General features: G+C 72.8%; 20 protein-coding genes and 1 pseudogene. 15 read left to right on the top strand and 6 right to left on the bottom strand.

Annotated features, from left to right (window positions below; genetic code table 11):
* Positions 1 to 33 precede the first annotated feature (33 nt).
* Together gltB and ACN9M0_RS08760 are read left to right on the top strand one after the other, a co-directional pair.
* Positions 34 to 4,593, top strand: coding sequence for a glutamate synthase large subunit (gene gltB / locus ACN9M0_RS08765; RefSeq protein ID WP_399696439.1), 4,560 nt, complete (start codon positions 34 to 36; stop codon positions 4,591 to 4,593).
* A complete protein-coding gene (locus ACN9M0_RS08760) occupies positions 4,586 to 6,046 on the top strand; it encodes a glutamate synthase subunit beta (RefSeq protein WP_366037149.1) in 1,461 nt (486 codons plus the stop codon). Before gltB ends, ACN9M0_RS08760 begins: the two co-directional genes overlap by 8 nt.
* Before the next feature lie 104 nt (positions 6,047 to 6,150).
* Here the strand turns inward: ACN9M0_RS08760 and ACN9M0_RS08755 are convergent, their stop codons facing one another.
* Complete coding sequence (locus ACN9M0_RS08755) at positions 6,151 to 7,275, bottom strand: LLM class flavin-dependent oxidoreductase (protein WP_366037150.1); 1,125 nt, start codon at positions 7,273 to 7,275, stop codon at positions 6,151 to 6,153.
* Between the two features lie 97 nt (positions 7,276 to 7,372).
* Here ACN9M0_RS08755 and ACN9M0_RS08750 point away from each other — a divergent pair, with 97 nt between their 5' ends.
* The 6 genes and pseudogenes from ACN9M0_RS08750 to ACN9M0_RS08725 all read left to right on the top strand — a co-directional run bounded on the left by ACN9M0_RS08750 (position 7,373) and on the right by ACN9M0_RS08725 (position 12,403).
* Positions 7,373 to 7,966: a PadR family transcriptional regulator gene (locus tag ACN9M0_RS08750; RefSeq protein ID WP_366037277.1), complete on the top strand. Its 594-nt coding sequence runs from the start codon at positions 7,373 to 7,375 to the stop codon at positions 7,964 to 7,966.
* Positions 7,957 to 8,676 (top strand): vWA domain-containing protein, encoded by a 720-nt coding sequence (locus ACN9M0_RS08745; protein ID WP_366037151.1) that lies wholly within the window; start codon positions 7,957 to 7,959, stop codon positions 8,674 to 8,676. Before ACN9M0_RS08750 ends, ACN9M0_RS08745 begins: the two co-directional genes overlap by 10 nt.
* A gap of 69 nt (positions 8,677 to 8,745) precedes the next feature.
* Positions 8,746 to 9,117, top strand: a pseudogene (locus ACN9M0_RS08740) (VOC family protein); the annotation flags it as partial.
* Between the two features lie 93 nt (positions 9,118 to 9,210).
* Positions 9,211 to 9,720: a pyridoxamine 5'-phosphate oxidase family protein gene (locus tag ACN9M0_RS08735; protein WP_366037152.1), complete on the top strand. Its 510-nt coding sequence runs from the start codon at positions 9,211 to 9,213 to the stop codon at positions 9,718 to 9,720.
* A 40-nt stretch (positions 9,721 to 9,760) separates the two neighbouring features.
* Positions 9,761 to 10,384 (top strand): TetR/AcrR family transcriptional regulator, encoded by a 624-nt coding sequence (locus tag ACN9M0_RS08730; RefSeq protein WP_366037153.1) that lies wholly within the window; start codon positions 9,761 to 9,763, stop codon positions 10,382 to 10,384.
* A 246-nt stretch (positions 10,385 to 10,630) separates the two neighbouring features.
* A complete protein-coding gene (locus tag ACN9M0_RS08725) occupies positions 10,631 to 12,403 on the top strand; it encodes a DEAD/DEAH box helicase (protein WP_426403390.1) in 1,773 nt (590 codons plus the stop codon).
* Here ACN9M0_RS08725 and ACN9M0_RS08720 read toward each other — a convergent pair.
* Both ACN9M0_RS08720 and ACN9M0_RS08715 read right to left on the bottom strand, forming a co-directional pair.
* The gene (locus ACN9M0_RS08720; protein ID WP_426403389.1) at positions 12,328 to 13,230 is read right to left on the bottom strand and encodes a tyrosine-protein phosphatase; all 903 of its coding nucleotides are present in this window, start codon (positions 13,228 to 13,230) and stop codon (positions 12,328 to 12,330) included. The two genes, ACN9M0_RS08725 and ACN9M0_RS08720, sit on opposite strands and share 76 nt — an antisense overlap.
* 194 nt (positions 13,231 to 13,424) lie before the next feature.
* Complete coding sequence (locus ACN9M0_RS08715) at positions 13,425 to 13,892, bottom strand: MarR family winged helix-turn-helix transcriptional regulator (RefSeq protein WP_366037156.1); 468 nt, start codon at positions 13,890 to 13,892, stop codon at positions 13,425 to 13,427.
* 113 nt (positions 13,893 to 14,005) lie between these two features.
* On the opposite strand from ACN9M0_RS08715, the gene ACN9M0_RS08710 reads away from it, so the two are divergent.
* Positions 14,006 to 15,388: an MFS transporter gene (locus tag ACN9M0_RS08710; RefSeq protein ID WP_366037157.1), complete on the top strand. Its 1,383-nt coding sequence runs from the start codon at positions 14,006 to 14,008 to the stop codon at positions 15,386 to 15,388.
* Positions 15,389 to 15,494: 106 nt separating this feature from the next.
* A complete protein-coding gene (locus ACN9M0_RS08705; protein ID WP_366037158.1) occupies positions 15,495 to 15,917 on the top strand; it encodes a ribonuclease domain-containing protein in 423 nt (140 codons plus the stop codon).
* An 11-nt stretch (positions 15,918 to 15,928) separates the two neighbouring features.
* Here ACN9M0_RS08705 and ACN9M0_RS08700 read toward each other — a convergent pair whose 3' ends face one another.
* Complete coding sequence (locus tag ACN9M0_RS08700) at positions 15,929 to 17,398, bottom strand: ankyrin repeat domain-containing protein (RefSeq protein ID WP_399696434.1); 1,470 nt, start codon at positions 17,396 to 17,398, stop codon at positions 15,929 to 15,931.
* A 45-nt stretch (positions 17,399 to 17,443) separates the two neighbouring features.
* A complete protein-coding gene (locus ACN9M0_RS08695) occupies positions 17,444 to 18,328 on the bottom strand; it encodes a hypothetical protein (RefSeq protein ID WP_366037160.1) in 885 nt (294 codons plus the stop codon).
* Between the two features lie 193 nt (positions 18,329 to 18,521).
* Here ACN9M0_RS08695 and ACN9M0_RS08690 point away from each other — a divergent pair, with 193 nt between their 5' ends.
* Positions 18,522 to 19,289, top strand: a complete 768-nt coding sequence (locus tag ACN9M0_RS08690; RefSeq protein ID WP_366037278.1) for a S1 family peptidase — start codon at positions 18,522 to 18,524, stop codon at positions 19,287 to 19,289.
* A 168-nt stretch (positions 19,290 to 19,457) separates the two neighbouring features.
* Here ACN9M0_RS08690 and ACN9M0_RS08685 read toward each other — a convergent pair whose 3' ends face one another.
* Entirely contained in the window at positions 19,458 to 21,212 is a 1,755-nt protein-coding gene (locus ACN9M0_RS08685; protein WP_426403388.1) for a glycoside hydrolase family 35 protein, read from the bottom strand.
* A gap of 83 nt (positions 21,213 to 21,295) precedes the next feature.
* Here ACN9M0_RS08685 and ACN9M0_RS08680 point away from each other — a divergent pair, with 83 nt between their 5' ends.
* From ACN9M0_RS08680 to pepN, 4 genes are read left to right on the top strand one after another with little or no spacing between them, the layout of a single operon-like run.
* Positions 21,296 to 22,183, top strand: coding sequence for a helix-turn-helix transcriptional regulator (locus tag ACN9M0_RS08680; protein WP_366037162.1), 888 nt, complete (start codon positions 21,296 to 21,298; stop codon positions 22,181 to 22,183).
* Positions 22,184 to 22,194: 11 nt separating this feature from the next.
* Positions 22,195 to 22,509, top strand: coding sequence for a chorismate mutase (locus ACN9M0_RS08675; protein ID WP_366037163.1), 315 nt, complete (start codon positions 22,195 to 22,197; stop codon positions 22,507 to 22,509).
* Positions 22,509 to 23,495: an asparaginase gene (locus ACN9M0_RS08670; protein ID WP_426403387.1), complete on the top strand. Its 987-nt coding sequence runs from the start codon at positions 22,509 to 22,511 to the stop codon at positions 23,493 to 23,495. Before ACN9M0_RS08675 ends, ACN9M0_RS08670 begins: the two co-directional genes overlap by 1 nt.
* Before the next feature lie 51 nt (positions 23,496 to 23,546).
* Positions 23,547 to 26,030, top strand: coding sequence for an aminopeptidase N (pepN, locus tag ACN9M0_RS08665; RefSeq protein ID WP_426403386.1), 2,484 nt, complete (start codon positions 23,547 to 23,549; stop codon positions 26,028 to 26,030).
* The last annotated feature ends 3 nt before the right edge of the window (positions 26,031 to 26,033 follow it).

The following is a 26,033-nucleotide window of genomic DNA, read 5'->3' as shown; positions in this document are numbered from 1 at the left end:
GCTCCATATGCCACGACGACGACGGGAGAGCCGATGCGTTCCGACGCCTGGTCGCCCATGGACGGTCGCCCCGCTCCTCAGGGGATGTACGACCCCCGTAACGAACACGACGCCTGTGGTGTCGGGTTCGTGGCCACCCTCACCGGTGTAGCCAGCCACGCGCTGGTCGAGCAGGCGCTGACCGTACTGCGCAACCTCGAGCACCGAGGCGCCACCGGCTCCGAGCCCGACTCCGGTGACGGCGCCGGCATCCTGCTCCAGGTCCCGGACGCCTTCCTCCGCGAGGTCGCCGGATTCGCGCTCCCCGAGGCAGGCGCGTACGCCGTCGGCATCGCCTTCCTCCCCGCAGACGGCTCCGCACAGGCCGTCTCGCAGATCGAGACGATCGCCGCCGAAGAAGGCCTGACCGTCCTCGGCTGGCGCGAGGTCCCCGTCGCCCCCGAGCTGCTCGGCGCCTCCGCCCGCTCGACCATGCCGGTCTTCCAGCAGCTGTTCGTCGCCGACGGCGAGAACACGGGCATCGCCCTCGACCGCAAGGCGTTCGTGCTGCGCAAGCGCGCCGAGCGCGAGGCCGCGACGTACTTCCCGTCGCTCTCCGCCCGCACCATCGTCTACAAGGGCATGCTGACCACCGGCCAGCTGGAGCCCTTCTTCCCGGACCTGTCGGACCGCCGCTGCGCCACCGCCGTGGCCCTGGTCCACTCCCGGTTCTCCACCAACACCTTCCCGAGCTGGCCGCTGGCCCACCCGTACCGCTTCGTCGCCCACAACGGTGAGATCAACACCGTCAAGGGCAACCGGAACTGGATGACCGCCCGCGAGGCGCAGCTCGGCTCCGAGGTCTTCGGCGCGGGCTCGCTGGAGCGGATCTTCCCGATCTGCACCCCCGACGCCTCCGACTCGGCCTCCTTCGACGAGGTCCTGGAGCTCCTCCACCTCGGCGGCCGCTCGCTGCCGCACGCGGTCCTGATGATGGTCCCGGAGGCGTGGGAGAACCACGAGACCATGGACCCGGCCCGCCGCGCCTTCTACCAGTACCACTCCACGATGATGGAGCCCTGGGACGGTCCGGCCTGCGTCACCTTCACCGACGGCGTCCAGGTCGGCGCGGTCCTCGACCGCAACGGTCTGCGCCCCGGCCGCTACTGGGTCACCGACGAGGGCCTCGTCGTCCTCTCCTCCGAGGTCGGCGTCCTCGACATCGACCCCGCCAAGGTCGTCCGCAAGGGCCGCCTCCAGCCCGGCAAGATGTTCCTCGTCGACACCGCCGAGCACCGCATCGTCGAGGACGACGAGATCAAGGCCGCCCTCGCCGCCGAGCACCCCTACGAGGAGTGGCTGGAGACCGGCGAGATCGAGCTCTCCGACCTCCCCGAGCGCGAGCACATCGTGCACACCCACGCCTCGGTCACCCGCCGCCAGCAGACCTTCGGCTACACCGAGGAAGAGCTCCGCGTCATCCTCGCGCCGATGGCCCGCACCGCCGGCGAGCCCCTCGGCTCCATGGGTACGGACTCGCCGATCGCGGCCCTGTCCGCCCGCCCGCGACTGCTCTTCGACTACTTCACGCAGCTCTTCGCGCAGGTCACGAACCCGCCGCTGGACGCCATCCGCGAAGAGCTGGTGACCTCGCTGCGCTCCTCGCTCGGTCCCCAGGGCAACCTGCTCGAACCGACCTCCGTGTCGTGCCGCAGCGTCACCCTGCCCTTCCCGGTGATCGACAACGACGAGCTGGCCAAGCTCATCCACATCAACGCCGACGGCGACATGCCCGGCATGAAGGCCGCGACGCTCTCCGGCCTCTACCGGGTCTCCGGCGGCGGCGAGGCCCTCGCCGCCCGCATCGAGGCCATCTGTGCCGAGGCCGACACCGCCATCGAGGGCGGCGCCCGCCTGATCGTGCTCTCCGACCGGCACTCCGACGCCGAGCACGCGCCGATCCCCTCGCTGCTCCTCACCGCGGCCGTCCACCACCACCTCATCCGCACCAAGCAGCGCACCAAGGTGGGTCTGCTCGTCGAGGCCGGTGACGTCCGCGAGGTCCACCACGTCGCCCTGCTCATCGGCTACGGCGCCGCGGCGGTCAACCCGTACCTGGCGATGGAGTCCGTCGAGGACCTGGTCCGCGCCGGCACCTTCATCGAGGGCCTGGAGCCCGAGCAGGCCATCCGGAACCTGATCTACGCCCTCGGCAAGGGCGTCCTCAAGGTCATGTCCAAGATGGGCATCTCCACCGTCGCCTCCTACCGCGGCGCCCAGGTCTTCGAGGCCGTCGGCCTCGACGAGACCTTCGTCGCCACGTACTTCAACGGCACGGCCACCAAGATCGGCGGCGCCGGTCTCGACGTCGTCGCCAAGGAGGTCGCCGCCCGCCACGCCAAGGCGTACCCCGTCTCCGGCGTCCCCTCGGCGCACCGCGCCCTGGACATCGGCGGCGAGTACCAGTGGCGCCGCGAGGGCGAGCCGCACCTCTTCGACCCGGAGACCGTCTTCCGCCTCCAGCACGCCACGCGCACCAAGCGGTACGACATCTTCAAGAAGTACACGGAGCGGGTGAACGAGCAGTCCGAGCGCCTCATGACGCTCCGCGGCCTCTTCGGCTTCACCTCCGACCGCCCGTCGATCTCCCTCGACGAGGTCGAGCCGGTCTCCGAGATCGTCAAGCGCTTCTCCACCGGCGCCATGTCGTACGGCTCCATCTCCCGCGAGGCGCACGAGACGCTCGCCGTCGCCATGAACCAGCTGGGCGCCAAGTCCAACACCGGTGAGGGCGGCGAGGACCCGGACCGCCTCTACGACCCGGCCCGCCGCTCGGCGATCAAGCAGGTCGCCTCCGGCCGCTTCGGCGTCACCAGCGAGTACCTGGTCAACGCCGACGACATCCAGATCAAGATGGCCCAGGGCGCCAAGCCCGGCGAGGGCGGCCAGCTGCCCGGCCACAAGGTCTACCCGTGGGTCGCCAAGACGCGTCACTCGACGCCCGGCGTCGGCCTCATCTCGCCGCCGCCGCACCACGACATCTACTCCATCGAGGACCTGGCTCAGCTGATCCACGACCTCAAGAACGCCAACCCGGTCGCCCGCATCCACGTGAAGCTGGTCTCCGAGGTCGGCGTCGGCACGGTCGCCGCCGGTGTCTCCAAGGCCCACGCGGACGTCGTCCTCATCTCCGGCCACGACGGCGGAACGGGCGCCTCCCCGCTGACCTCGCTGAAGCACGCGGGCGGTCCCTGGGAGCTCGGCCTCGCCGAGACCCAGCAGACGCTGCTGCTCAACGGCCTGCGCGACCGGATCGTCGTCCAGACCGACGGTCAGCTGAAGACCGGCCGTGACGTGATCATCGCCGCGCTGCTCGGCGCCGAGGAGTTCGGTTTCGCGACCGCGCCGCTCGTCGTCTCCGGCTGCGTCATGATGCGCGTCTGCCACCTGGACACCTGCCCGGTCGGCATCGCCACCCAGAACCCGGTCCTGCGCGACCGCTTCTCCGGCAAGGCCGAGTTCGTCGTCAACTTCTTCGAGTTCATCGCCGAGGAGGTCCGCGAGCTCCTCGCCGAGCTGGGCTTCCGCACCCTCGAAGAGGCCGTCGGCCACGCCGAACTGCTCGACACCAGCCGCGCCGTCACCCACTGGAAGGCGCAGGGTCTCGACCTGGAGCCGCTCTTCTACGTGCCGGAGCTGCCCGAGGGCGCGGTCCGCCACGCCCTGATCGAGCAGGACCACGGCCTGGAGAAGGCCCTCGACAACGAGCTGATCGAGCTCGCCGCCGAGGCCCTGAACGCGGCCTCCGCCGAGGACGCCCAGCCGGTCCGCGCCCAGGTCGCGATCCGCAACATCAACCGCACGGTCGGCACCATGCTCGGCCACCAGGTGACGAAGAAGTTCGGCGGCGCCGGCCTCCCGGCCGACACCATCGACATCACCTTCACCGGCTCCGCCGGCCAGTCCTTCGGCGCCTTCCTGCCGAGCGGTGTCACCCTCCGCCTGGAGGGCGACGCCAACGACTACGTCGGCAAGGGCCTCTCCGGCGGCCGTGTGATCGTCCGCCCCGACCGGGGCGCCGACCACCTGGCCGAGTACTCGACCATCGCGGGCAACACGATCGGCTACGGCGCCACCGGCGGCGAGCTGTTCCTCCGCGGCCGCACCGGCGAGCGCTTCTGCGTCCGCAACTCCGGCGCCCTGGTCGTCTCGGAGGGCGTGGGCGACCACGGCTGCGAGTACATGACCGGTGGCACGGCGGTCGTCCTCGGCGAGACCGGCCGCAACTTCGCGGCCGGCATGTCGGGCGGTGTCGCCTACGTCGTCGACCTCGACCGGGACAACGTCAACTCCGGGAACCTGGAGGCGATCGAGACCCTGTCGGACACCGACAAGGCGTGGCTGCACGACGTCGTGCGCCGTCACTTCGAGGAGACCGCCTCCACGGTCGCCGAGAAGCTCCTCGCCGACTGGGACGCCGCGGCGGCCCGGTTCAGCAAGATCATCCCCACCACGTACAAGGCAGTGCTCGCCGCCAAGGACGCCGCTGAGCTCGCCGGTCTCTCCGAGGCCGAGACCACCGAGAAGATGATGGAGGCGGCGACCCATGGCTGACCCCAAGGGCTTCCTGACCACCGGGCGCGAAGTCGCCCAGACCCGTCCGGTGGGCGAGCGCGTCAGGGACTGGAACGAGGTCTACGTCCCCGGCTCCCTGCTGCCGATCATCAGCAAGCAGGCCGGACGCTGCATGGACTGCGGCATCCCGTTCTGCCACAACGGCTGCCCGCTCGGGAACCTGATCCCCGAGTGGAACGACTACGCCTACCGCGAGGACTGGTCGGCGGCGCAGGAGCGCCTGCACGCCACCAACAACTTCCCGGAGTTCACCGGCCGCCTGTGCCCGGCTCCGTGCGAGTCGGCGTGCGTGCTCGGCATCAACCAGCCGGCCGTCACCATCAAGAACGTCGAAGTCTCCATCATCGACAAGGCCTGGGACGCGAACGACGTCAAGCCGCAGGTGCCCGAGCGCCTCTCCGGCAAGACCGCCGCCGTCATCGGCTCGGGCCCGGCGGGTCTCGCCGCCGCCCAGCAGCTGACCCGGGCCGGCCACACCGTGGTCGTGTACGAGCGCGCCGACCGCATCGGCGGTCTCCTGCGGTACGGCATCCCCGAGTTCAAGATGGAGAAGCGGCACATCAACCGCCGCATCGAGCAGATGCGCGCGGAGGGCACCAAGTTCCGCACGGGCATCGAGATCGGCCGTGACCTGACGTCGACGGACCTGCGCAAGCGGTTCGACGCCGTGGTCATCGCCGCCGGCGCCACCACCGCCCGCGACCTGCCCGTCCCGGGTCGTGAGCTGGCCGGCATCCACCAGGCGATGGAGTACCTGCCGCTCGCCAACAAGGTCGTCGAGGGCGACTTCGTGGCCCCGCCGATCACCGCGGAGGGCAAGCACGTCGTCGTCATCGGCGGCGGCGACACCGGCGCGGACTGCGTCGGTACGGCGCACCGCCAGGGCGCGGCCTCGGTCACGCAGCTGGAGATCATGCCCCGCCCGGGCGAGGACCGGAACGCCGGCCAGCCCTGGCCGACCTTCCCCATGCTGTACAAGGTCACCTCCGCGCACGAGGAGGGCGGCGAGCGGGTCTACTCCGTCTCCACCACCCACTTCGAGGGCGACGAGGACGGCAACGTCCAGTTCCTCCACCTCGTCGAGGTCGAGTTCGTCGACGGCAAGCTGACCCAGAAGCCGGGCACGGAGCGGAAGATCCCCGCCCAGCTGGTCACGCTCGCGATGGGCTTCACCGGCACGGACGTGGAGAACGGCCTGGTCGCGCAGTTCGGTCTGGACCTGGACGAGCGGGGTAACATCGCCCGTGACGCGGACTTCGCCACCAACGTCGATGGCGTGTTCGTCGCCGGTGACGCCGGCCGCGGTCAGTCGCTCATCGTCTGGGCCATCGCCGAGGGCCGCTCCGCCGCCCGTGGCGTGGACCGCTTCCTGACCGGCGCCAGCTCCCTGCCGGCCCCGATCCGCCCGACGGACCGTTCCCTGATGGTCTGATCCCAGCGGATCCCCCTGAACGTCCCGTACAACGACGTACGGAACTGAGCGCAGCACCCCCTGAATGTCCCCGACCGGACGACCTGGGGGTGCTGCGGCGCGTTCTACGCAGTCGAGGGCGCGCGGAAGCGCGGGATGACGTGCTCGCCCCACTGGCGGATCGTCTCCAGGCAGGCCTCCTGCGGCACCGTGCCCATCTGGATCAGGCACATCACCTCGTCGACGCCGATGTCCCGGAGACGCTCGACATAGGCGATCGCGGTGGCGGCGTCCCCGTAGGCGTGGTCGGTGTTGTACGTGCCCGTGTCGACCGGGCGGGCGGGGACGTCGGCCTCGTGCAGCCGGGCGATGAGCTCCTGCCGCTGCCGGCCGAGCGCGCCCGTGTGGTCCTCGTCCTCCGCGTAGCCCGTGGGGGCGGGGGCGCCGCCGTACCAGTGGGCGATCGACTCGGCGAAGAAGCGCTGGCCCCGGGTGCCGAGCCGGAGGGCGCGGGCGGCGTCGTCGAGGACGATCGTCGGGCAGAGCGCGGAGAAGTGGTCGTTGACCTCGGTGGAGACGAACCGGGATCCGTCCCTGGAGGCGACGGCCTCGTCGTACACCGTGCGCATCGCCCGGACGTCCTCGGCGCCGGCGAAGCCCATCACCAGGGCGCCGATGCCGAGTTCGGCGGCCTGCCGGAGGGATTCGTGCTGCGAGCAGGCCATGAAGAGCGGCGGATGGGGCGTCTGTACGGGGCGGGGGAGGACCGCGCCGGGGCCGATGTCGAGCGTGCCGTGCCACTCGAACTCCGGCTTCCGCCACGCGGCGGCGAAGATCCGCAGGGCCTCCTCGGTCTGCGGGCGGGTGTCCTCCGGGCGCACCCCGAACATCCGGGTCTCCTGGCGGGTCGCGCCCCGGCCGGCGCCGACGTCGACCCGGCCGCCGGAGAGCACGTCGAGCATGGCGGCGCGTTCGGCGACCCGGACCGGGTGCTGGTAGCCGAAGGGCATGGTGACCACGCCGTGGCCGACCCGGATGGTCCGGGTGCGGGCGGCGACCCAGGTCAGGAAGATCTCGGACGCGCTCATGTGGGCGTACTGGACGAGGGAGTGGTGCTCGACCGCCCAGATCCGGTCGAATCCCATCTCCTCGGCGAGGACGGCCTGTTCGACGCAGTCGTGGAGGACCTGGTGTTCGCGGTCGGGGGTGGGGTCGACGAGCTGTGCTTCGAAGATCATGGAGAACTTCACGGGACGCTCCTCCCGGGGCAGGCCAGTTCTATGCCTAATCGAAATACTTCTAGCAGTCATAGAGGGAGGAAGGAAGGGCCGTAGACTGCCCTCCGTGGTGGACTCCGTGGTGGACCAAGAGGCCGTGCCAGAGCTTCCCGCGACCAGCTGGGCGGTGCTCGGACTGCTCTCCCACGGACGGGAGTTGTCCGGCTACGACGTCAAGAAGTGGTCCGACCGCTCCCTCGGCCTCTTCTACTGGAGCCCGTCCTTCAGCCAGATCTACAGCGAGCTGAAACGCCTGGAGAACCGCGGCTACGCCACCTCGCGGCTCGTCGCCCCCGAGACCGGCACACGCGACAAGCGCGTCTACCGGATCACCGACGAGGGCCTCGCCGCCGTCCGCACCTGGGCCCGCACGGCCCCCCTCGACCCGCCCGTCCTCAAGCACGGGCCGATGCTGCGGCTCTGGCTCGGACACCTCCTCGAACCCGAGCGGATGAGGGAGATCCTGGGCGCGCACCGGGAGTACGCCGAGCGCATGCGGCGGCGCGCCGAGGCGGACGTGGCGGACGCCGGGGCGGACGAGGCGTGGGCGTACCCCCGGCTCACCCTCACCTGGGCCGAGCGGTACTACACGGCCGAACGCGACCTGGCCGACGCCATGCTCGCGGACATCGAGGAGTTGGAGGGGGAACGGCCATGGCAATGAGCCTGCGGAAGGTCGAGGAGACCGCACCCGCCCTGGTGAGTCTGTACAAGTCCGCGGGGGACTCGCTCCAGCGGCACGGCATGAGCGGACAGCGGGTCGCCGTCTACCTCGTCGTCGACTACTCGGGCTCCATGAAGCCGTACTACGCCAACGGCACCGTCCAGGCCCTCGCCGACCGGGTCCTCGGGCTCTCCGCGCACCTCGACGACGACGGGCGGGTGCCGGTGGTCTTCTTCTCCACCGACATCGACGCCGAGACCGACATCCGGCTCGACGACCACGTGGGCAGGATCGACCGGATCGTCGCCGGGCTCGGCCACATGGGGAAGACGAGCTACCACCTCGCCATGGACGCCGTCATCGACCACTACCTGGACAGCGGCTCCACCGCGCCCGCGCTCGTCGTCTTCCAGACCGACGGCGGGCCGATCAACAAGCTCGCCGCCGAGCGGTACGTGTGCAAGGCGGCCCGGCTGCCGATCTTCTGGCAGTTCATCGGCTTCGGCGACCCCGGCAGCCGGCAGTTCGAGTTCCTGCGCCGGCTCGACGAGCTGGACGTGCCGGGGAAGCGGCCGCTCGACAACGCCGGCTTCTTCCACGCGGGGCAGGACCCGAGCAGGGTCCCGGACGCGGAGCTGTACGACCGGCTCGTCTCCGAGTTCCCCGTCTGGCTCGCCGCGGCCCGGGCCCAGGGCGTCGTCCGGTCGTGAGACCGGTCCTGCTCTCTCCCTCCGGGAATTCGTTGGCTCCCGGTCACGGCCGCGGGCAATCATGACGCCATGACCTCTCTCGTACGACACGTGACCATCGACTGCTCCGACGCCTACGCCCTCGCGACCTTCTGGGCGAAGGTGCTGGACTCCAAGGTCTCCGACGAGGACAACCCGGGGGACGAGGAGGCGCTCGTCGAGTCGCCCGGAGCGCACCTCCTCTTCATCCAGGTGCCCGAGGCGAAGGCGGTGAAGAACCGCGTCCACCTCGACCTCCAGCCGCAGGACCGCAGCCGCGACGAGGAGGTCGAGCGGCTGCTCGGCCTCGGCGCCACCCTGCTCGACGACCGCCGCAACCCGGACGGCACGGGCTGGGCGACGATGGCGGACCCGGAGGGCAACGAGTTCTGCGTGGAGCGCAGCACGGCGGAGCGCGCGGCGACGGCGTGACGGCGGCGCGCTGAAGACGATGGAGTAATCCGGACAGTGGCTGTCGGGTATCCGGTGTTTCCTGGAGGCATGGGAGACACAGTCATGGGAGACACCGGAACCACCTGGCCCGCCTTCGAAGCCGCCGAACCCGAGCTCGCCGCCATCGTGCGGGAGCGCTTCGGGCAGTACACCCACCACGCCCTCGCCACCGTGCGGAAGGACGGCTCGCCCCGCCTCAGCGGCATCGAGGCGGACTTCCGCGGCGGGGAGCTCTGGCTCGGCATGATGCCGAACTCCCGCAAGGCGCTCGACCTGCGCCGCGACCCCCGCTTCGCGCTGCTCGCCAATCCGGGCGCCGGCACCGACATGGGCGGCGGGGACGTCCGGATCTCCGGGCGGGCGGTCGAGATCACCGACCCGGAGAAACTGGACCGGTACGCGGCCGAGGCGGGCGCCCCGCAGCCCTTCCACCTCTTCCGCGTGGAGCCGACCGAGGTCGTACGGACCTGGGTGGACGGCGAGGAGATCGTCTTCCGCAGCTGGGCGCCGGGACGCCCGACGCGGACCATCCGGCGCGGCAACGACGACAGCCCGCCCCGCGAGGACGCCTGACCCGTGGGTGGGCCGGCGCGCGGGGGACCAGAATGGGCACGTGCCGAACACTGCAAGCAAGAAGAAGAACCAGGTGAGCGGGGGGCCCGAGCGGCGCCGTGAGCTCCTCGACACGGCGGCCGAGGTGTTCGCCGCCCAGGGGTACAACGCCACCACCGTCCGTAAGATCGCGGACGCCGCCGGGATGCTCGCGGGCAGCCTCTACTACCACTTCGACTCCAAGGAGTCGATGCTCGACGAGATCCTCTCCACCTTCCTGAACGAGCTGTGGGAGGGGTACGACGCCGTCCTGGACGCCGAGCTCGGACCCCGCGAGACCATCGAGGCCCTGGTCACCGAGTCCTTCCGGGAGATCGACCGGCACCGCGCCGCCGTCGCCATCTACCAGAAGGAGTCCCTGCACCTCGCCGACCTGCCCCGCTTCGGATACCTCACGGACTCGCAGCGCAAGTTCGAGAAGGCCTGGCTCGGGACCCTGGAGCGCGGCGTGGCGGCCGGGGCCTTCCGCGCCGACCTCGACGTCCGCCTCACCTACCGCTTCGTCCGCGACACCGTCTGGGTCGCCGCGTCCTGGTACCGGCCGGGCGGACAGCACAGCCCCGAGGAGATCGCCCGCCAGTACCTGTCCATGGTCCTGGACGGCATCGCGGTGCGCACCGGCTGACCGTCCGCGGTCCGGAGGTGTCCGGGGACCGGGGGGTCGGGGCGGGAAGGTCCTGAGGCGCACTATTGTTCCGGTAGAGACATCCGGGACCCGTATCGCGTGTTCCGGGACAGACAGCCGGGGCCGTATCGCGTGTTCCGGGAGAGACAGCCGGGGCCCGTATCTCGTGTTCCGGGTAGAACAGCCGGGGCCCGCATCGCGCAGGTGCGGGCCCCGGCTGTGCCGCGCACCGGCAGGAAGGCACGAATGACCCGCTCCGAACGCTCCCAGAAGCGCGGCCCCCGCAGCGCCCAGGCGAAGTCCACGTCCCAGCCGAAGGGCCCCCGCGGCGGCCGTCGTCCCGCCGCGCCCCCGCCGCCGCAGGAGTTCACTCCGCCGGAGACGGTGACGCCCGCGCTGCCGGCCGTGGCCTCATTCGAGGACCTGGACATGCCGGCCGCGCTGCTGCGGACGCTCGGCGAGCAGGGGGTCACCGAGCCCTTCCCGATCCAGGCGGCGACCCTGCCGAACTCGATCGCGGGCCGTGACGTGCTCGGCCGGGGGCGTACCGGCTCCGGCAAGACCCTCGCCTTCGGGCTGGCGCTCCTCGCCCGCACCGCCGGCCGCCGCGCCGAGCCGACCGCGCCCCTCGCGCTGGTCCTGGTGCCGACCCGCGAGCTCGCCCAGCAGGTGACCGACGCCCTCACCCCGTACGCCTCCGCGCTGCGGCTGCGGATCACCACGGTCGTCGGCGGCATGTCGATCTCCCGGCAGTCCTCCTCCCTCCGGCGCGGCGCCGAGGTCCTCATCGCCACGCCCGGCCGGCTCCACGACCTCATCGAGCGGGGTGACTGCCGCCTCGACCAGGTCGCCGTCACGGTCCTCGACGAGGCCGACCAGATGGCCGACATGGGCTTCCTGCCGCAGGTCACGAAGGTGCTGAAGCAGGTCGAGCCCGGTGGCCAGCGGCTGCTGTTCTCGGCGACCCTCGACCGGAACATCGACAAGCTGGTCAAGATGTTCCTGGACGACCCGGTCGTGCACTCCGTCGACCCGTCGGCCGGCGCGGTGACCACGATGGAGCACCACGTGCTGTACGTGGCCGACGAGACCGACAAGAAGGCCGTGACGCTGCGGATCGCGGCCCGTGACGGCCGGACGATCCTCTTCATGGACACCAAGCGGTCCGTGGACCGGCTGGTCAAGCGGCTCCTCGCCAACGGCGTGCGGGCCTCCGGACTGCACGGCGGCCGCTCGCAGCCGCAGCGCAACCGGACCCTGGACCAGTTCAAGACCGGCCAGGTCACCACGCTCGTCGCGACGAACGTGGCGGCCCGCGGCATCCACGTCGACGACCTCGACATGGTCGTGAACGTCGACCCGCCGATCGACCACAAGGACTACCTGCACCGGGGCGGCCGCACCGCCCGCGCGGGCGAGTCCGGCAGCGTCTTCACCCTGGTCCTGCCCGAGCAGAAGCGGGACATGGGCCGGCTGATGTCGAACGCGGGCATCAGCCCCCGCACGGCGCAGATCAAGTCCAGCGACGAGGAGCTCGTCGAGCTCACCGGCGCCCGGGAGCCCTCGGGCGTCCCGGTCGTCGTCGAGACCCCGCAGCCGACCCCGCCGCGCAAGGCGGCGGGAGCGGCCGGCGGTGCCTCGGCCGGCCGTCGTCGTCGCCGTCCGGCCGCTGCCGGAGCGGGGAGCGGTGGTACGGGAACGGCCACGCAGGGCTCGGGCCGCGGCTCCGGCACGTCCGCGGGCCGCGGGTCCGCGACGCCCACCGGCCGGGGCTCCGGCACCGCGACGGGCTCGGGCCGGGGTTCCGGCACCGCGGGCGGCTCCGGACGGGCCGCGGCCGGTGCGGGGCGCGGCTCCGGCGCGGGCCGGGGTTCCGGCTCCGGTTCCGGGGCGGGCGCGGGCGCCGGGCGCGGTGCGGCGGCCGGCGCGGGCCGCGGCGGGCGTCAGGCCTCGGGGACCAGCCGTTCGCGGAGCGCCGCGAGCTCGCGCAGCTCCAGGCCGAGGCCGACCGACACGTAACGGAAGACGCTCCCGTAGGAGGTGCGGACCTGGTCCAGGGCGGTGTCCAGGTACTCGGCCCGCACCTCCTGGAGCGGCACGATCAGCTCCGGGTTCTGCATGAGCCCGCCCTGCTTCAGACCCTCCCGCACGCGCGCGTCGTACGCGGCGCGGAAGGTGTTGGAGGCCAGGTAGTCCTCGCGGGCGGAGGTCTCGGGCACCCCGAGCAGGGTGAGCAGGAGCCAGCTCGTCCAGCCGGTGCGGTCCTTGCCGGAGGTGCAGTGCAGGAGCAGCGGCCCCCGGCGGGGGTCGGCCAGGTCCCGCAGGGTGGCCGCGAGGGCGGCCCGGTTCGCCGGGTCGGTGACGAAGGTGCGGTACACCTCGCTCATGAAGGCGGCGGCCCGGTCGCCGCCGAGCATCTCCTCCTGCCGCACCGGGTCGCGGGAGCCGATGGCGGCCATGAGCTGCCCGAAGAGGCCGTGGTCGGTGACGGGCCTCGCGACCGGGACCGCGCCGGCGGGCAGCCGGTCGGCGCCGTCGTACCCGACCTCCAGCGGGATCCGCAGGTCGATCACGGTGCCGAGGCCGAGCCCGGCGAGGGTGGTGAGGTCGGCGTCGGTGAGCTTGGCGAGGTGGTCGCCCCGGTAGGCGAGACCGTGCCGGACCCGCTTGCCGTCGTAGGTGACGTACCCGCCGAGATCCCGGACGTTGACCGCGCCCTGGAGCGGGATCTGCCGGATCGCGGTGGCGGTCGCGGAGCGGGGGCGGGCGCTCGCTTCCGTGGGCAGCACCGAGAGCAGGGCTGCGGCACCGGTGGTGGTGAGCAGTGCGCGTCGGGACAGGGGCATGGCTGGACTCCCTTACGGACTGACGGACGTACGGCAGACGGCCGTACGGCTGACGGACTCGGGTGGGACAGCCGTGGGCGGACGGGCCCGCGGGGCCACTCTTCCACCTAACGTTAGTTAGGTGACGTGCTGGCGAGGAAGGTAGCAGCCGGAGGGGCCGAACGGGAGGGGTGTGCGGCGCCGGGTCGGGCGGGCTACTCCGTGAGGCGCTTGGTCGCGGCGCGCTGGCGTTCCGTCGCGCCCGTCAGGAACCGGGTGACCGTCGCCAGCTCCTCGGTCGTGAACTCCTCGTACAGCTCGTGCACCTCGCGCGCCCAGTCGTCGAAGAGCGGGGCGAGCTCCGCGAGCTTCTCGGGTCGCGGCTCGACGAGCACCCGCCGCTTGTCCGTCGGGTGCTTCACCCGGCGTACGAAGCCCTTGCGCTCCAGGCGGTCGACGAGCCCGGTGACGGAGGCGGGGGCCAGGCCCGAGTGCTCGGCCAGCTCCTTGGCGGTGAGGGGGCCGTGCCGTTCGAGCAGGTCGAGCGTCTTGGTCTCGGTGGCGCCCAGGTCCTGCTGGGCCGCGATCGCCGAGTGGAAGGCGACCGAGGCCGCGCTGGAGTCGCGGCCGGCGGTGGTGAGGGCGGCGATGACCGCGCCTCGCTCCTGGTCCTTCTCGCTCATGGCGGCAGCCTAGCAAAATTCATTTCGTTCGACCGAACGAAAGACTTGCGATCAAGGGCCGGTGCGTGCCAGTTTTATTTCGTTCGCTCGAACGAAATAAATGGAGGGCCTAGATGTCCACGACCGTCACGACCGCCGCCACCGGCGACCCGTTCACCGTCCACCCGCGCCGCTGGGCCGCCGCCGTCGTCATGATGGTCGCCGCCCTGATGGACCTCGTGGACGTCACCATCGTCAACGTCGCCCTGCCCTCCCTCGGGCACGGGCTCGGCGCCTCCGAGACCGCCCTCCAGTGGACCGTCTCCGCCTACCTCCTGGGCTTCGCCGCGACCCTCGTCGTCGCGGGACGCCTCGGCGACCGGTACGGCCGCAAAGCGCTCTTCCTCGCCGGCACGGCCGGCTTCGGCCTGGCCAGCCTCGCCTGCGGCATCGCCCAGAGCCCCGGCCAGCTGATCGCGGCCCGCGCCGTGCAGGGCGTCGCCGCCGCCGTGCTCATGCCGCAGGTCCTCGGCTCCTTCCAGAGCCTCTTCCGGGGCAAGGACCGCGGCAAGGTCTTCGGGATGTACGGGGCGGTGGCCGGCTTCGCCTCCGCGATCGGGCTGCTGCTCGGCGGCGTCCTCACCGACGCGGACCTCTTCGGGCTCGGCTGGCGCAGCGTCTTCCTCGTCAACGTGCCCGTCGCCGCCCTCACCCTCGCCGCCGCCGTCGTCCTCGTCCCCGAGACCCGGGAGCGCGCCGCCGCCCGGCCCCCGCTGCTCGGCAGCCTCGTCCTCGCCGCCGGTCTCGTCGCCGTCGTCCTGCCGCTCGTCCAGGGGCGCGGCTGGGGCTGGCCGCTCTGGGGCTGGGCCCTCCTCGCGGCCGGAGCCCTCGCGGTGGCCGGGGTCGCCGTACGCGGCTCGGTGCTGCCCCGGCGCGTCTTCACCGTCCCCGCCTTCTCGTACGGACTGGCCGTCCAGCTGCTCTTCGCCTTCGGCATGCAGGGCTTCTTCCTGGTCCTCGCGATCTGGCTGCAGGGCGGCCAGGGCTACACCCCGACACAGGCGGGCGTCCTGATGGCCGCCTTCTCGGCGGGCGGCTTCCTCACGGCCCCCGCCGCCGAACCGCTCGCCGCCAGGCTCGGCCGGTACGTCCCGGTCGCGGGCGCGCTCCTGATGGCCGGCGGGTACGGCTGGGTCTGGCACGCGATGGACGCCGCCGCCCCCGTGCACACCGGCGCCTGGCCCCTGGCCCCCGGCCTCGCCGTCGCGGGCGCCGGCCTCGGCCTGCTCGTCGTCCCGCTCGTCGGCATCGTCCTGTCGGCCGCCCCGGCCGAACTCGCGGGCGGAGCCTCCGGCGTCTTCTCCACCGCCCAGCAGTTCGGCGGAGCCCTCGGAGCGGCCGCCATCGGCACCGCCTACTTCGCGGACCTCTCCCTCGGCGCCGCGATGCCGTGGGTCCTCGCGGCCTACGCGGGCGCCGCCCTGCTGAGCCTGCGGCTCCCGGCCGTGGGGAAGTGAGCCTCCGTCACGGGATCCGCACGTTGGGGAGGAACTGGTTAACGTCCGGGGAATTGAGGGCCGTTGGGGTTCCGTGCGGGGATCTACGCGCGTCATCATCACAGCCATGCGAATCCCCCCTCGATTCACCCTCGCCGGCGGTGTCGCCACCGCCCTCCTCTCCTCCCTCCTCCTCGGCGCCCCGGCCACCGCCGCCCCGGCCCCCGCGCCCGCCGCCGTGTCCTCGGTCGCGGCGGTCTCGTCCGTCGGGGACATCTGCTACTCGGCCCTGCCCACCCAGGCCTACGACACCCTGCGGCTGATCGACGCCGGCGGCCCCTTCCCGTACAGCCAGGACGGAGTCGTCTTCCAGAACCGGGAGGGCGTCCTCCCCTCCCACTCGCTCGGCTACTACCACGAGTACACGGTGAAGACCCCGGGCGTCACCACCCGGGGAGCCCGCCGGATCGTGACCGGGAACGCGGTCGACGAGGACTACTACACCTCCGACCACTACGCCACGTTCGACCTGATCGACTACGCCTGCTGACGTTCCGTCGGTCAGGCCCGGCGCGGGGTCGTCCACTCCAGACGGGTCCTGACCCGGGGATCGCGGACGTGCTCCAGGGCGGCCAGCGCCGTCTCGCGCGGCGCGCCGTCCGCCTCCCCGTCCGCGAGGATCGCCGCCAGCGCGTCGACGGCGCGCGGGTCCTGACGGATCGCGAGCCCCCGCGCCGCCTCCGCCGCGGTCTCCGGGTCCGTGTCGCCGAGCCGCTCCGCGAGCCCCTCCCGTACCAGCGGGGTGTCGTCGGGCAGCTCGGCGAGCGCGAGCGTCGCCCAGTCCCGCACCCGGGCGTCGCCGTCCCGGCTCAGTGTGAACAGCACACCGAGCGCCTCGACGTGCCCGGCCGGCACGATCCCGGCCAGGGCCGCCGCGACGGCCCGGCGCACCACCGCGTCGGGATGCCCGGCCGCCGCGAGCAGTTCGGGCACGGCGGCCGGGTCCCCGCACTCCCCGAGCGCGAGGACCGCCGAGAGCAGCGGTTCCCGCGCCGGGGGCACGGTCTCCGCCGCGAGCCGCCGCAGGACCGGGACCGCGCTCGGGCCGAAACCGGGCAGCGCGCCGAGCACCCGTGCGCCGAGGGCCCGGCGCAGCGGATCGCGGTACGCGCACCACCCGGCCGCCGCCACGAACGTCTCCTCGTCGGCCCGGCCCGCCAGTTCGGCCACCGCCGTCGTCCAGTCGTCGAGCTCGGGGTCGCCGCAGCGCAGTGCCCGCGCCGCGAGCTCCTCGTGCGCGGTGCGCAGCCCGAGCGCCGCCTCCAGGAGCGTGGAGACCGCCGCGTGACCGGTCTGCCGGTCGTCGCCGCGCCCGGGGGCCCCGTCCTCCCGCAGCAGCTCGACGACGACCGTGATCCCGCCGTCCTCCCGGACCCGCCGGACGGCCGCCTCGTACGTCTGCCCGCCCTCGTTCCCGGCGACGAGGCCGCGCCGCAGCTCGGCCGCGATGTCGGCGCCGATCCACCGCCGGGCCTCCCGCAGCGCGGCCTCCCGGGACTGCGCCCCGTGGTCGAGGAGCGCCCGGACGCAGCCGGTGGAGCCGCGCCGGGCGGCGGCGACGAGCGGGCGGAATCCGTCGGGTCCCGGCCGGTCCGGGTCGGCGCCGTGCTCCAGGAGGACCCGGGCCGTGCCGGCGTGGCCGAGACGGAGGGCCCAGGCGAGGGCCGTGAAGCCGTACGCCTCCTCCTGGTCGGCCGCCGCGCCCGCCGCGAGCAGTGCCCGCACCACCTCGGTGTGCCCGCCGCAGGCGGCCCCGCACAGTGGCAGGTCGCCGCCGTCCTCGCCGCTGCCGCGGCCCGGATCGGCCCCGGCGGCGAGCAGCAGCCGCACTATCCCGGCCTCGTCGCCGACGGCCGCCCGGTACAGCGCGGTCTCCCCGTCCTCCCGCCCCTCGGGGTCGGCCCCGTCCCGCAGGAGCCGCACGGCCCCGTCCTCGTCCCCGTCCCGGATGGCGTCGAACAGCGTGCTCATGCACCGACCCTGACCCTTCGTCGGCGCGTGGCGCAAATCGATTCGTCAGGAGGCGCAGTCCAGGACCGAGCCGCACACCCCGCACCGGGCCCGCAGTGCACGTCCCGCCGGGATCCGGAGGCGCTGGAGGCAGACCGGGCAGGGGAAGGAGACGCCGGTCGCCGGGGCGCCGCCCACGAAGGCGTACGGAGCGTCCTCGGAGGCCCGGCCCCGGCGCCGCTGCGAGGCGTACCGTCGGCGCTCGGCCCAGCCCGCCCCGGCGAGCGGCGGCGCGGTCCGCTCCCGGGCCGCCTCCGCCCGGCCCCGTACCCACGCCTCGTACGCCACCGCGCTGGTGAACCACGGCGAGGGGTCCTCGCCGAAGACCTCGGCCCGCTTGGCGAGGACGTAGCCGAACTCCTCCGGGGTCAGATAGCCGAGCTTCTGGCTCTCGACGCCGTCCTGCCGGTAGGCGTCGAGCAGCAGCCAGCCGGCGCCCAGATAGGTGGTGACGACGTCGGTGAGGACCTCGTTCTCGGCGGTGCCCGGGAAGCCGAGGCCGAGCCGGTGCAGCAGGACGTGGGTGATCTCGTGGGCGAGGGCCGCGCCGATGTCCCTGCGGCGGGTCCGGAAGCGGTCGTTGAGCTCCACGAAGTACTCGGGACCCGCCGTGAGCTCGACGGCCGCCGCGTACTCCATGGGCCGGAAGCTCACCACGACGCGCGCCTCGGGGAGCCGCAGGTGATGGACGAGGGCGCGGGCCACCCGCTGGGTGCCGAGGTGGAGGTCCTCGTCGTCGCCGAGGGCCACGTCGGCGGCGGCGACGCAGGCGGGGTAGCGGTGCACGCCGTCGGGGGAGAGGCGGCGGTAGAGCGCGGTGAGCGAGGCCCGCACCGTGGCGCGGTGCGGGAAGCCGTGGATGACACGGTCGGCCTCATGTCGGTTCGGCATGCCGGATCCCCCCTCGTGTCCACTGTACGGTCCACCCACCGGATCTGGCCGAAAAGGCTTTCTTGTGGCGGCAGTTGAGCGCTGTCCATAATCCGGACGTGCCTTGACGAGCGCATGTCATTGGTATGCCGATGCCGTCTTTCGTCGAGGCCGACCCCCCACGAGAGAAGGAAGACACGTGAAGCAGAACCGCATGGTCCGTGCCCTCCAGAAGCTGGCAGCCGCCGGCGCCGTCGTCCTGGCGGCCGTCAGCCTCCAGCCCACCACCGCCTCCGCCGCCCCCGCCCCCGTCGTCGGCGGCACGCGCGCCGCCCAGGGGGAGTTCCCCTGGATGGTCAGGCTCTCCATGGGCTGCGGCGGCTCCCTGATCAGCCCTCAGGTCGTCCTCACCGCCGCCCACTGCGTGAGCGGCTCCGGCAACAACACCAGCATCACCGCCACCGCCGGAGTCGTCGACCTCCAGTCGAGCAGCGCCATCAAGGTCAAGTCCACCAAGGTCCTCCAGGCCCCCGGCTACAACGGGCAGGGCAAGGACTGGGCGCTGATCAAGCTCGCCACCCCGATCACCTCGCTGCCCAACCTGAAGATCGCCGACACCACCGCGTACAACAGCGGCACCTTCACCGTGGCCGGCTGGGGCGCGGCCACCGAGGGCGGCAGCCAGCAGCGCTACCTGCGCAAGGCGAACGTCCCGTTCGTCTCCGACGCCTCCTGCCAGGCCTCGTACGGCAGTGACCTGGTCCCGGCCGAGGAGATCTGCGCCGGCTACAGCGAGGGCGGGGTCGACACCTGCCAGGGCGACTCCGGCGGCCCCATGTTCCGCAAGGACAACGCCGGAGCCTGGGTCCAGGTCGGCATCGTGAGCTGGGGCGAGGGCTGCGCGCGGGCCGGCTACCCCGGCGTCTACACGGAGGTCTCGACCTTCGCCGCCGCGATCACGTCGGCCGCGGCCACGCTGTAGCCGCTCGCCCCTGAACGGGTGCCCCGGAGCGGCCTCGGCTCCGGGGCACCCTCATGCCACGCGTCGTTCCTCACGCCGGGTCCAGCACCGGTCCCGTCCCCGGACCGGCGCGTCGTTCCTCACGCCGGGTCCAGCACCGGTCCCGTCCCCGGACCGGCGCGTCGTTCCTCACGCCGGGTCCAGCACCGGTCCCGTCCCCGGACCGCCCTCCAGCTCCAGGACCCACACCTCGTTCACGCCCTCCCGCAGCACCGGCCCCGGTACGAACAGCGCGTCCTGCGGGCCCGCCGCCCAGTAGCGGCCCAGGCAGAAGCCGTTCACCCACGCGAAGCCCCGGGTCGAGCCCGGCAGCCGCAGCCACGCGTCCCCGGCCCCGGTCACGTCGAGCGTCCCCCGGCAGAGGCCCGGACCGTCGGAGGCCGCCCCGAACGGCACCTTGCCGACCGCCACCGCCTCGAAGGCGTCCAGACGCAGCCCCCGGGCCCGTACCCCGTGCAGATACTGCCGCTCGTGCCGTACGCCGCCGGTGATCCCCTTCGGCTCCGCGAGCCGCGGCCCGTAGTTGACCCGGCCCAGCGACTCCACCCACAGGTCCACGAGCGCGGGACCCGCCACCGGCTCGGGAAGGACCCCGTCCTCCCCGGCCGAGGTGTCCAGCACCCCCGCCGGCAGCCCGTCGACCCACACCAGCGCCCGGTCGCGCAGCCCCGTCACGCCCAGCGGATACGGCTGCCGGGGCCCCGGCACCGCCACCCGGTAGCGGACCAGACCCCGGTCCACGCCCAGCTCCTCGAAGGTCGGCGGCACCGGCGTCACCGTCTCCTCGCCGCCCAGCACCTCCAGGACCGCCTCCAGCGGCGCCCACTCGTCGAGCGTGCCCGAGACCGGCGCCCCGAGCCCGGCCGGCGGCTCCGGGACCTCCGGCAGCGGCCCCTCCGCCCACTCCGCGAGCACCTCGCGGAAGGCCCAGTACTTCTCCGTCGGCCGCCCCGCCTCGTCCACCGGCGCGTCGTAGTCGTACGAGGTCACCGTGGCCCGCAGCGGACCGTCGTGCAGCTCACCGTCCCGGTTCGCGCCCGCCCAGCCGCCGAAGTTCGTCCCGCCGTGCGCCATGTACACATTGACCGAGGCCCCGCACTCCAGGATCTCCCGCAGCGCCGCCGCCGCGTCCGCCGCGCCCCGCACCGCGTGCTCCGTGCCCCAGTGGTCGAACCAGCCGCACCAGAACTCCATGCACATCAGCGGCCCCGACGGCTGGTGCCGGCGCAGCGTCGCGAAACCCTCCCGCGCCCCCGAGCCGAAGTTCGCCGTCGCGAGCACCCCCGGCACCGAACCGCCCGTCAGCATGTGGTCCTCGGGCCCGTCCGAGGTGAACAGCGGCACGCTCACCCCGCAGCCCCGCAGCAGCTCCGCCAGCCACTCCAGATAGCCCCGGTCGCTCCCGTAACTCCCGTACTCGTTCTCCACCTGCACCAGGACCACCGGCCCGCCCCGGTCGATCTGCCGCTCCACCACCTGCGGCAGCAACCGCCGGAACCAGGTCTCCACCGGCGCCAGGAACTCCGGGTCGAGACTCCGCACCCGCCGCCCCAGGGGACCGGTCAGCCAGTGCGGCAGCCCGCCGTTCTCCCACTCGGCGCAGATGTACGGACCCGGGCGCACGATCGCCCGCATCCCGGCCCGCCCCACCGCGTCCAGGAACCTGCCGAGCGCCCCGACGTCCGCGTACCGGCCGGGTTCCGGCTCGTGCAGGTTCCAGGGGACGTAGGTCTCGACACAGTCGAGGCCCATCGCGCGCAGCATCCCGAGCCGGTGCTCCCAGTGGCCCTCGTGCACCCGGAAGTAGTGCAGCGCCCCCGAGAGCAGCCGCACCGGCCGCCCGTCGAGCAGAAAGTCCTCGTCACCCACAGCGAACGTGCTCATGGCCTCACCCTCGCCCTCTGGCGGCGAGCCGGTCCATGGACAAAGATCGTCGCAGTTTGGACGTTAGGGAGGGCCCTCGCCGCATGTACCACACCTGGATGCGCTACTTCACGCCCAGCCCCGTCCACCACCGCCTCGGCCTCGTCTGCCTCGGCGTCGGGCTCCAGCACGGCACCCTGCCCACCGTCGGCCCGCGCACCCTCGACCACCACGTCGCCGTCGTCGTCTCCGCCGGCAGCGGCTGGTACCGGGGCGCCGACGGGCGCCGCACCACCGTCACCGCCCCCGCCCTCCTCTGGCTCACCCCCGGCACCCCCCACCACTACGCCGCCGACCCCGGCACCGGCTGGGACGAGGCCTTCGTCGACTTCTCCGGGCCCGCCACCGCCACCTACACCGAACTCGGCTACATCGAGCCCGACCGGCCCGTCGTCCCCCTCTCCGACGCCGCCCCCGCCCGCGCCGCCATCGCCCGCATCGCCCGCGCCGCCCGCCCCGGCAACCCCCTCCTGGAGGTCGAGACCGGCGCCGCCGTCCACGAACTCCTCGTCGCCCTGCGCCGGGCCCGCGCCGACACCAACGCCGACGGCGACCCCGTCCTCGCCGCCCTCGCCCGCGACGCCTTCCAGCCCCTCTCCGTCGCCGACCACGCCGCCCGGCACGGCATGACCCCCGCCGAACTGCGCAGCGCCGTCCGCCGCGCCGCCGGATGCAGCCCCAAGGACTACCTGCTCACCGTCCGCCTCGGCCGCGCCAAGGAGCTCCTCGCCGCCACCGAGCTGCCCGTCGCCGCCGTCGCCCGCCGCGTCGGCTACGACGACCCCGCCTACTTCTCCCGGCTCTTCACCCGCCGGGTCGGCACCGCGCCCATCCGGTTCCGCGAGCAGCAGGGGCGGTCCGTGCACGGCGGCTGGAGCAACCGCGTTCCGGATCCCGAACACCCGCCGACGATCCTCCCGAGATCCGTCTAAGCTCGCAGATCATGAGCGACACCAGCGACATCGACCCGACCGTCATCGCCGAACTGACCCGGCTGCGCGAAAGCATCGACAACATCGACGCGGCGGTCGTGCACATGCTCGCCGAGCGCTTCAAGTGCACCCAGCAGGTCGGCGTCCTCAAGGCCGAGCACCAGCTCCCGCCCGCAGACCCCGACCGCGAGGCCCGCCAGATCGCCCGGCTGCGGGAACTCGCCGGCAGCGCGAAACTGGACCCGGCCTTCGCGGAGAAGCTCCTCAACTTCATCATCGCCGAGGTCATCCGGCACCACGAGACGATTGCGGACGGAGCACGCTGATGGGCCGCGTCACGGTCTTCACCCTCGGAGGGACCATCTCCGCCCGCGGCGGTGACGCCGCCCGCATGACCGGCCAGGAGGTCCTCGCCGGGCTCGGCGCCACCGAGGACGTCGTCCTCCGGGACTTCCGCCGCGTCCCCAGCTCCACCCTCTCCTTCGGGGACCTGGCGGCCCTCGCCGAAGAGGTGCGCAAGGCCGTCGCCGACGGCTCCGGCGTCGTCGTCGTCCAGGGCACCGACACCCTGGAGGAGACCGCCTTCCTCCTCGACCTGCTCTGCACCACCGAGCAGCCGATCGCCGTCACCGGCGCCATGCGCCGCCCCGACCTGCCCGGCGCCGACGGCCCCGCCAACCTCGCCGCAGCCCTCGCCGTCGCCGCCGACCCCGCCTGCCGGAACCTCGGCGTCCTCGTCGTCCTCGCCGACGAGATCCACTCCGCCCGCCTGGCCCGCAAGACCCACACGACCTCCGTCGCCACCTTCGCCTCACCCGGCGCGGGGCCGATCGGCACCGTCGTCGAGGGCGAACCCCGGATCCTGCTCCGCCCCGCCGCCCCCACCGCGCTCTGCCCGCTGAAGCTCGACCCCGCCGTACGCGTCGCCCTGGTGACCCTCTCCCTCGGCGACCGCGGCGAGCTCCTCGAAGCCGTCGACCACCGCTTCCAGGGCCTCGTCGTCGCCGCCTTCGGCGCCGGACACGCCCCCGCCCCGCTCGTCGAACCCCTCGCCGAGATCGCCCGGCGCATCCCGGTCGTCCTGGCCTCCCGCACCGGCGGCGGCGCGACCCTCTCGCACACCTACCGCGGCCCCGGCTCCGAGCACGACCTGCTGAGCCACGGACTGATCCCGGCCGGCCCGCTCGACCCCGCCAAGGCCCGGATCCTGCTCCACACCCTGATCTCCAGCGGCGCCGCGGGACCGACCGGCTACGACCGCCCCCGCATCGCCGCCGCCTTCACCCACCTGAACGGCTCCGGCCTGGCCTGAGCCACGTACACCCCCTGCCCCGGAACGGAGCGATCGGGCAGCATAGGGCCCATGTCCGTACTGACGCGCGACGAAGCGCAGACCCGTGCCCAGCTCCTCGACGTCCACCACTACCGCGTGGACCTCGACCTCACCACCGGCGACGAGACCTTCCACTCACGGAGCCTCATCCGCTTCACGGCCCGCGCCGCAGGGGACACCTTCGTCGAGCTCAAGCCCGAGACCCTCCACTCCGCCCAGCTCGACGGCGAGCCCCTCGACATCGCCACCCTGGACGGCAACCGGCTCCCGCTCAGCCTCACCGAGGGCGAACACACCCTGCGCGTCAGCACCACCATGCGGTACTCCCGCACCGGCGAGGGCATGCACCGCTTCACCGACCCCACCGACGGCGAGTCGTACGTCTACACCCAGCTGTTCATGGAGGACGTCCAGCGCGTCTTCGCCGCCTTCGACCAGCCCGACCTGAAGGCCGTCTTCGAACTGAGCGTCAAGGCCCCCGAGGGCTGGACCGTCCTCTCCAACGGCATCACCGAGCAGCAGCCCGACGGCCGCTGGCAGGCCGCCCCCACCCCGCTGCTCTCCACCTACTTCGTCTGCGTCGCCGCCGGCCCCTGGCACACCGTCCGCACCGAGCACGCCGGCCTGCCCTTCGGCATCCACTGCCGCCGCTCGCTCGCCGCCCACCTCGACGCCGACGCCGACGAGATCCTCGCCGTCACCAAGGCCTGCTACGACCGCTACCACGAGAAGTTCGACGAGCCGTACCCCTTCGACTCGTACGACCAGGCCTTCGTCCCCGAGTTCAACGCCGGCGCCATGGAGAACCCCGGACTCGTCACCTTCCGCGACGAGTTCGTCTTCCGCTCCGCCGTCACCGTCACCGAGCGCCAGACCCGCGCCATGGTCATCGCCCACGAGATGGCCCACATGTGGTTCGGCGACCTCGTCACCCTGCGCTGGTGGGACGACATCTGGCTGAACGAGTCCTTCGCCGAGTACATGGGCTTCCAGACCGTCAACGAGGCCTGCTCCGACCTCTTCCCCGACACCTGGATCGACTTCGGCGTCACCCGCAAGGCCTGGGGATACGAGGCGGACCAGCGCCCCTCCACCCACCCCGTCGCCCCCGACCCGGAAGCCGTCCCCGACACCGCCTCCGCGCTCCTCAACTTCGACGGCATCTCCTACGCCAAGGGCGCCTCCGCACTGCGCCAGCTCGTCACCTGGCTCGGCGAGAAGGACTTCCTCGCCGGCATCAACATCCACTTCAAGCGCCACAAGTTCGGCAACGCCACCCTCGCCGACTTCATCGACAACCTGGCGGCCGCCACCGACCGCGACGTCCACGGCTGGGCCGAGCAGTGGCTCCGCACCACCGGCGTCGACACCCTCACCCCCCGACTCGAGGGCGAGGGCACCCGGTGGCAGCTCCACATCGACCGCGACGGCAGCCGCCCGCACCGGATCGAGGCCGGGATCTACGACCGGCAGCCCGACGGCGAACTCACCCTGCGCGAGCGCCGCGAGCTCGACGTCCCGCAGGAGGCGCCCGCCGAGCTGACCGGCCCCCGCCCCGCCCTCGTCGTCCTCAACGACGGCGACCTCACCTACACCAAGCTCCGCTTCGACGAGGTCTCGAAGGAGTCCGCCCTGCGCGGCCTCTCCCGCATCCCCGACCCGCTGACCCGTGCCGTCATCTGGAACGCCCTGCGCGACATGGTCCGGGACGGCGACCTCGCCCCCGCCGAATACCTGGAGACCGCCCTCGCGCACCTGCCCGAGGAGACCGAACTCGCCCTCCTCCAGGGCGTCCTCGGCTTCGCCCGCGCCCAGATCGCCGACCGGTACGTGACCGAGGAGGAGCGCCCGGCCGCGCTCGCCACCATCGGCGAGATCGCCCGCGCCCTGCTGCGCCGCACCGAGGACGGCGAGGCGCCCGGACTGCGCCTCACCGCCGTCCGCGCCTGCATCGACAGCGCCACCACGCCCGACAAGATCGCCTCCTGGCTCGACGAGGGCACCGTCCACGGCGGCCCGGAGCTCGACCCCGAGCTGCGCTGGCGGATCCTCGCCCGGCTCGCCGTCCTCGGCGCCACCGACGAGACCGTGATCGCCGCCGAACTGGACCGGGACCCGAGCGCCACCGGCCAGGAGGGCGCGGCCCGCTGCCGGGCGGCCCTCCCGAACCCGGCGGCGAAGGCCGCCGCCTGGTCGGCCCTCTTCGACTCCGACGACCTCTCCAACTACCTCTTCACCGCGACCGCCCAGGGCTTCTGGCAGCCCGAACAGGCCGAGCTCGTACGGGAGTACGTGCCGCGCTTCTACGAGGCGGCCGTCGCGCTCGGCGACCGCCGCGGCCCCGCGATGGCCGAGGCCGCCGGCCGCTGGGCCTTCCCCGCGTACGCGGTCGACCCGGACTCCCTGGCCCTCGGTGAGTCCCACCTCACCGCCGACACCATGATCCCGGCCCTCCACCGCAAGCTCGTCGACCAACTCGACGACCTGCGCAGGGCGCTGCGCGTCCGGGGCTAGAGC

The sequence above is a fragment of the Streptomyces sp. R-07 genome, assembly GCF_049913175.1.
Lineage (GTDB): Bacteria > Actinomycetota > Actinomycetes > Streptomycetales > Streptomycetaceae > Streptomyces.
The sequence above is the reverse complement of the archived record's forward strand: the minus strand, read 5'-3'. Positions and strand labels throughout refer to the sequence as shown.

Excerpts from the sequence above, each read along its gene's own strand:
- ACN9M0_RS08700 (WP_399696434.1), bottom strand. The coding sequence starts at position 17,398 with ATGAGCACGCTGTTCGACGCCATCCGGGACGGGGACGAGGACGGGGCC.
- ACN9M0_RS08690 (WP_366037278.1), top strand. The coding sequence starts at position 18,522 with ATGGTCCGTGCCCTCCAGAAGCTGGCAGCCGCCGGCGCCGTCGTCCTG.
- ACN9M0_RS08735 (WP_366037152.1), top strand. The coding sequence starts at position 9,211 with ATGGGAGACACCGGAACCACCTGGCCCGCCTTCGAAGCCGCCGAACCC.
- ACN9M0_RS08710 (WP_366037157.1), top strand. The coding sequence starts at position 14,006 with ATGTCCACGACCGTCACGACCGCCGCCACCGGCGACCCGTTCACCGTC.
- ACN9M0_RS08725 (WP_426403390.1), top strand. The coding sequence starts at position 10,631 with ATGACCCGCTCCGAACGCTCCCAGAAGCGCGGCCCCCGCAGCGCCCAG.
- ACN9M0_RS08680 (WP_366037162.1), top strand. The coding sequence starts at position 21,296 with ATGTACCACACCTGGATGCGCTACTTCACGCCCAGCCCCGTCCACCAC.
- ACN9M0_RS08745 (WP_366037151.1), top strand. The coding sequence starts at position 7,957 with ATGGCAATGAGCCTGCGGAAGGTCGAGGAGACCGCACCCGCCCTGGTG.
- ACN9M0_RS08705 (WP_366037158.1), top strand. The coding sequence starts at position 15,495 with ATGCGAATCCCCCCTCGATTCACCCTCGCCGGCGGTGTCGCCACCGCC.
- ACN9M0_RS08720 (WP_426403389.1), bottom strand. The coding sequence starts at position 13,230 with ATGCCCCTGTCCCGACGCGCACTGCTCACCACCACCGGTGCCGCAGCC.
- gltB (WP_399696439.1), top strand. The coding sequence starts at position 34 with ATGCGTTCCGACGCCTGGTCGCCCATGGACGGTCGCCCCGCTCCTCAG.
- ACN9M0_RS08675 (WP_366037163.1), top strand. The coding sequence starts at position 22,195 with ATGAGCGACACCAGCGACATCGACCCGACCGTCATCGCCGAACTGACC.
- ACN9M0_RS08670 (WP_426403387.1), top strand. The coding sequence starts at position 22,509 with ATGGGCCGCGTCACGGTCTTCACCCTCGGAGGGACCATCTCCGCCCGC.
- ACN9M0_RS08760 (WP_366037149.1), top strand. The coding sequence starts at position 4,586 with ATGGCTGACCCCAAGGGCTTCCTGACCACCGGGCGCGAAGTCGCCCAG.
- pepN (WP_426403386.1), top strand. The coding sequence starts at position 23,547 with ATGTCCGTACTGACGCGCGACGAAGCGCAGACCCGTGCCCAGCTCCTC.
- ACN9M0_RS08695 (WP_366037160.1), bottom strand. The coding sequence starts at position 18,328 with ATGCCGAACCGACATGAGGCCGACCGTGTCATCCACGGCTTCCCGCAC.
- ACN9M0_RS08715 (WP_366037156.1), bottom strand. The coding sequence starts at position 13,892 with ATGAGCGAGAAGGACCAGGAGCGAGGCGCGGTCATCGCCGCCCTCACC.
- ACN9M0_RS08685 (WP_426403388.1), bottom strand. The coding sequence starts at position 21,212 with ATGAGCACGTTCGCTGTGGGTGACGAGGACTTTCTGCTCGACGGGCGG.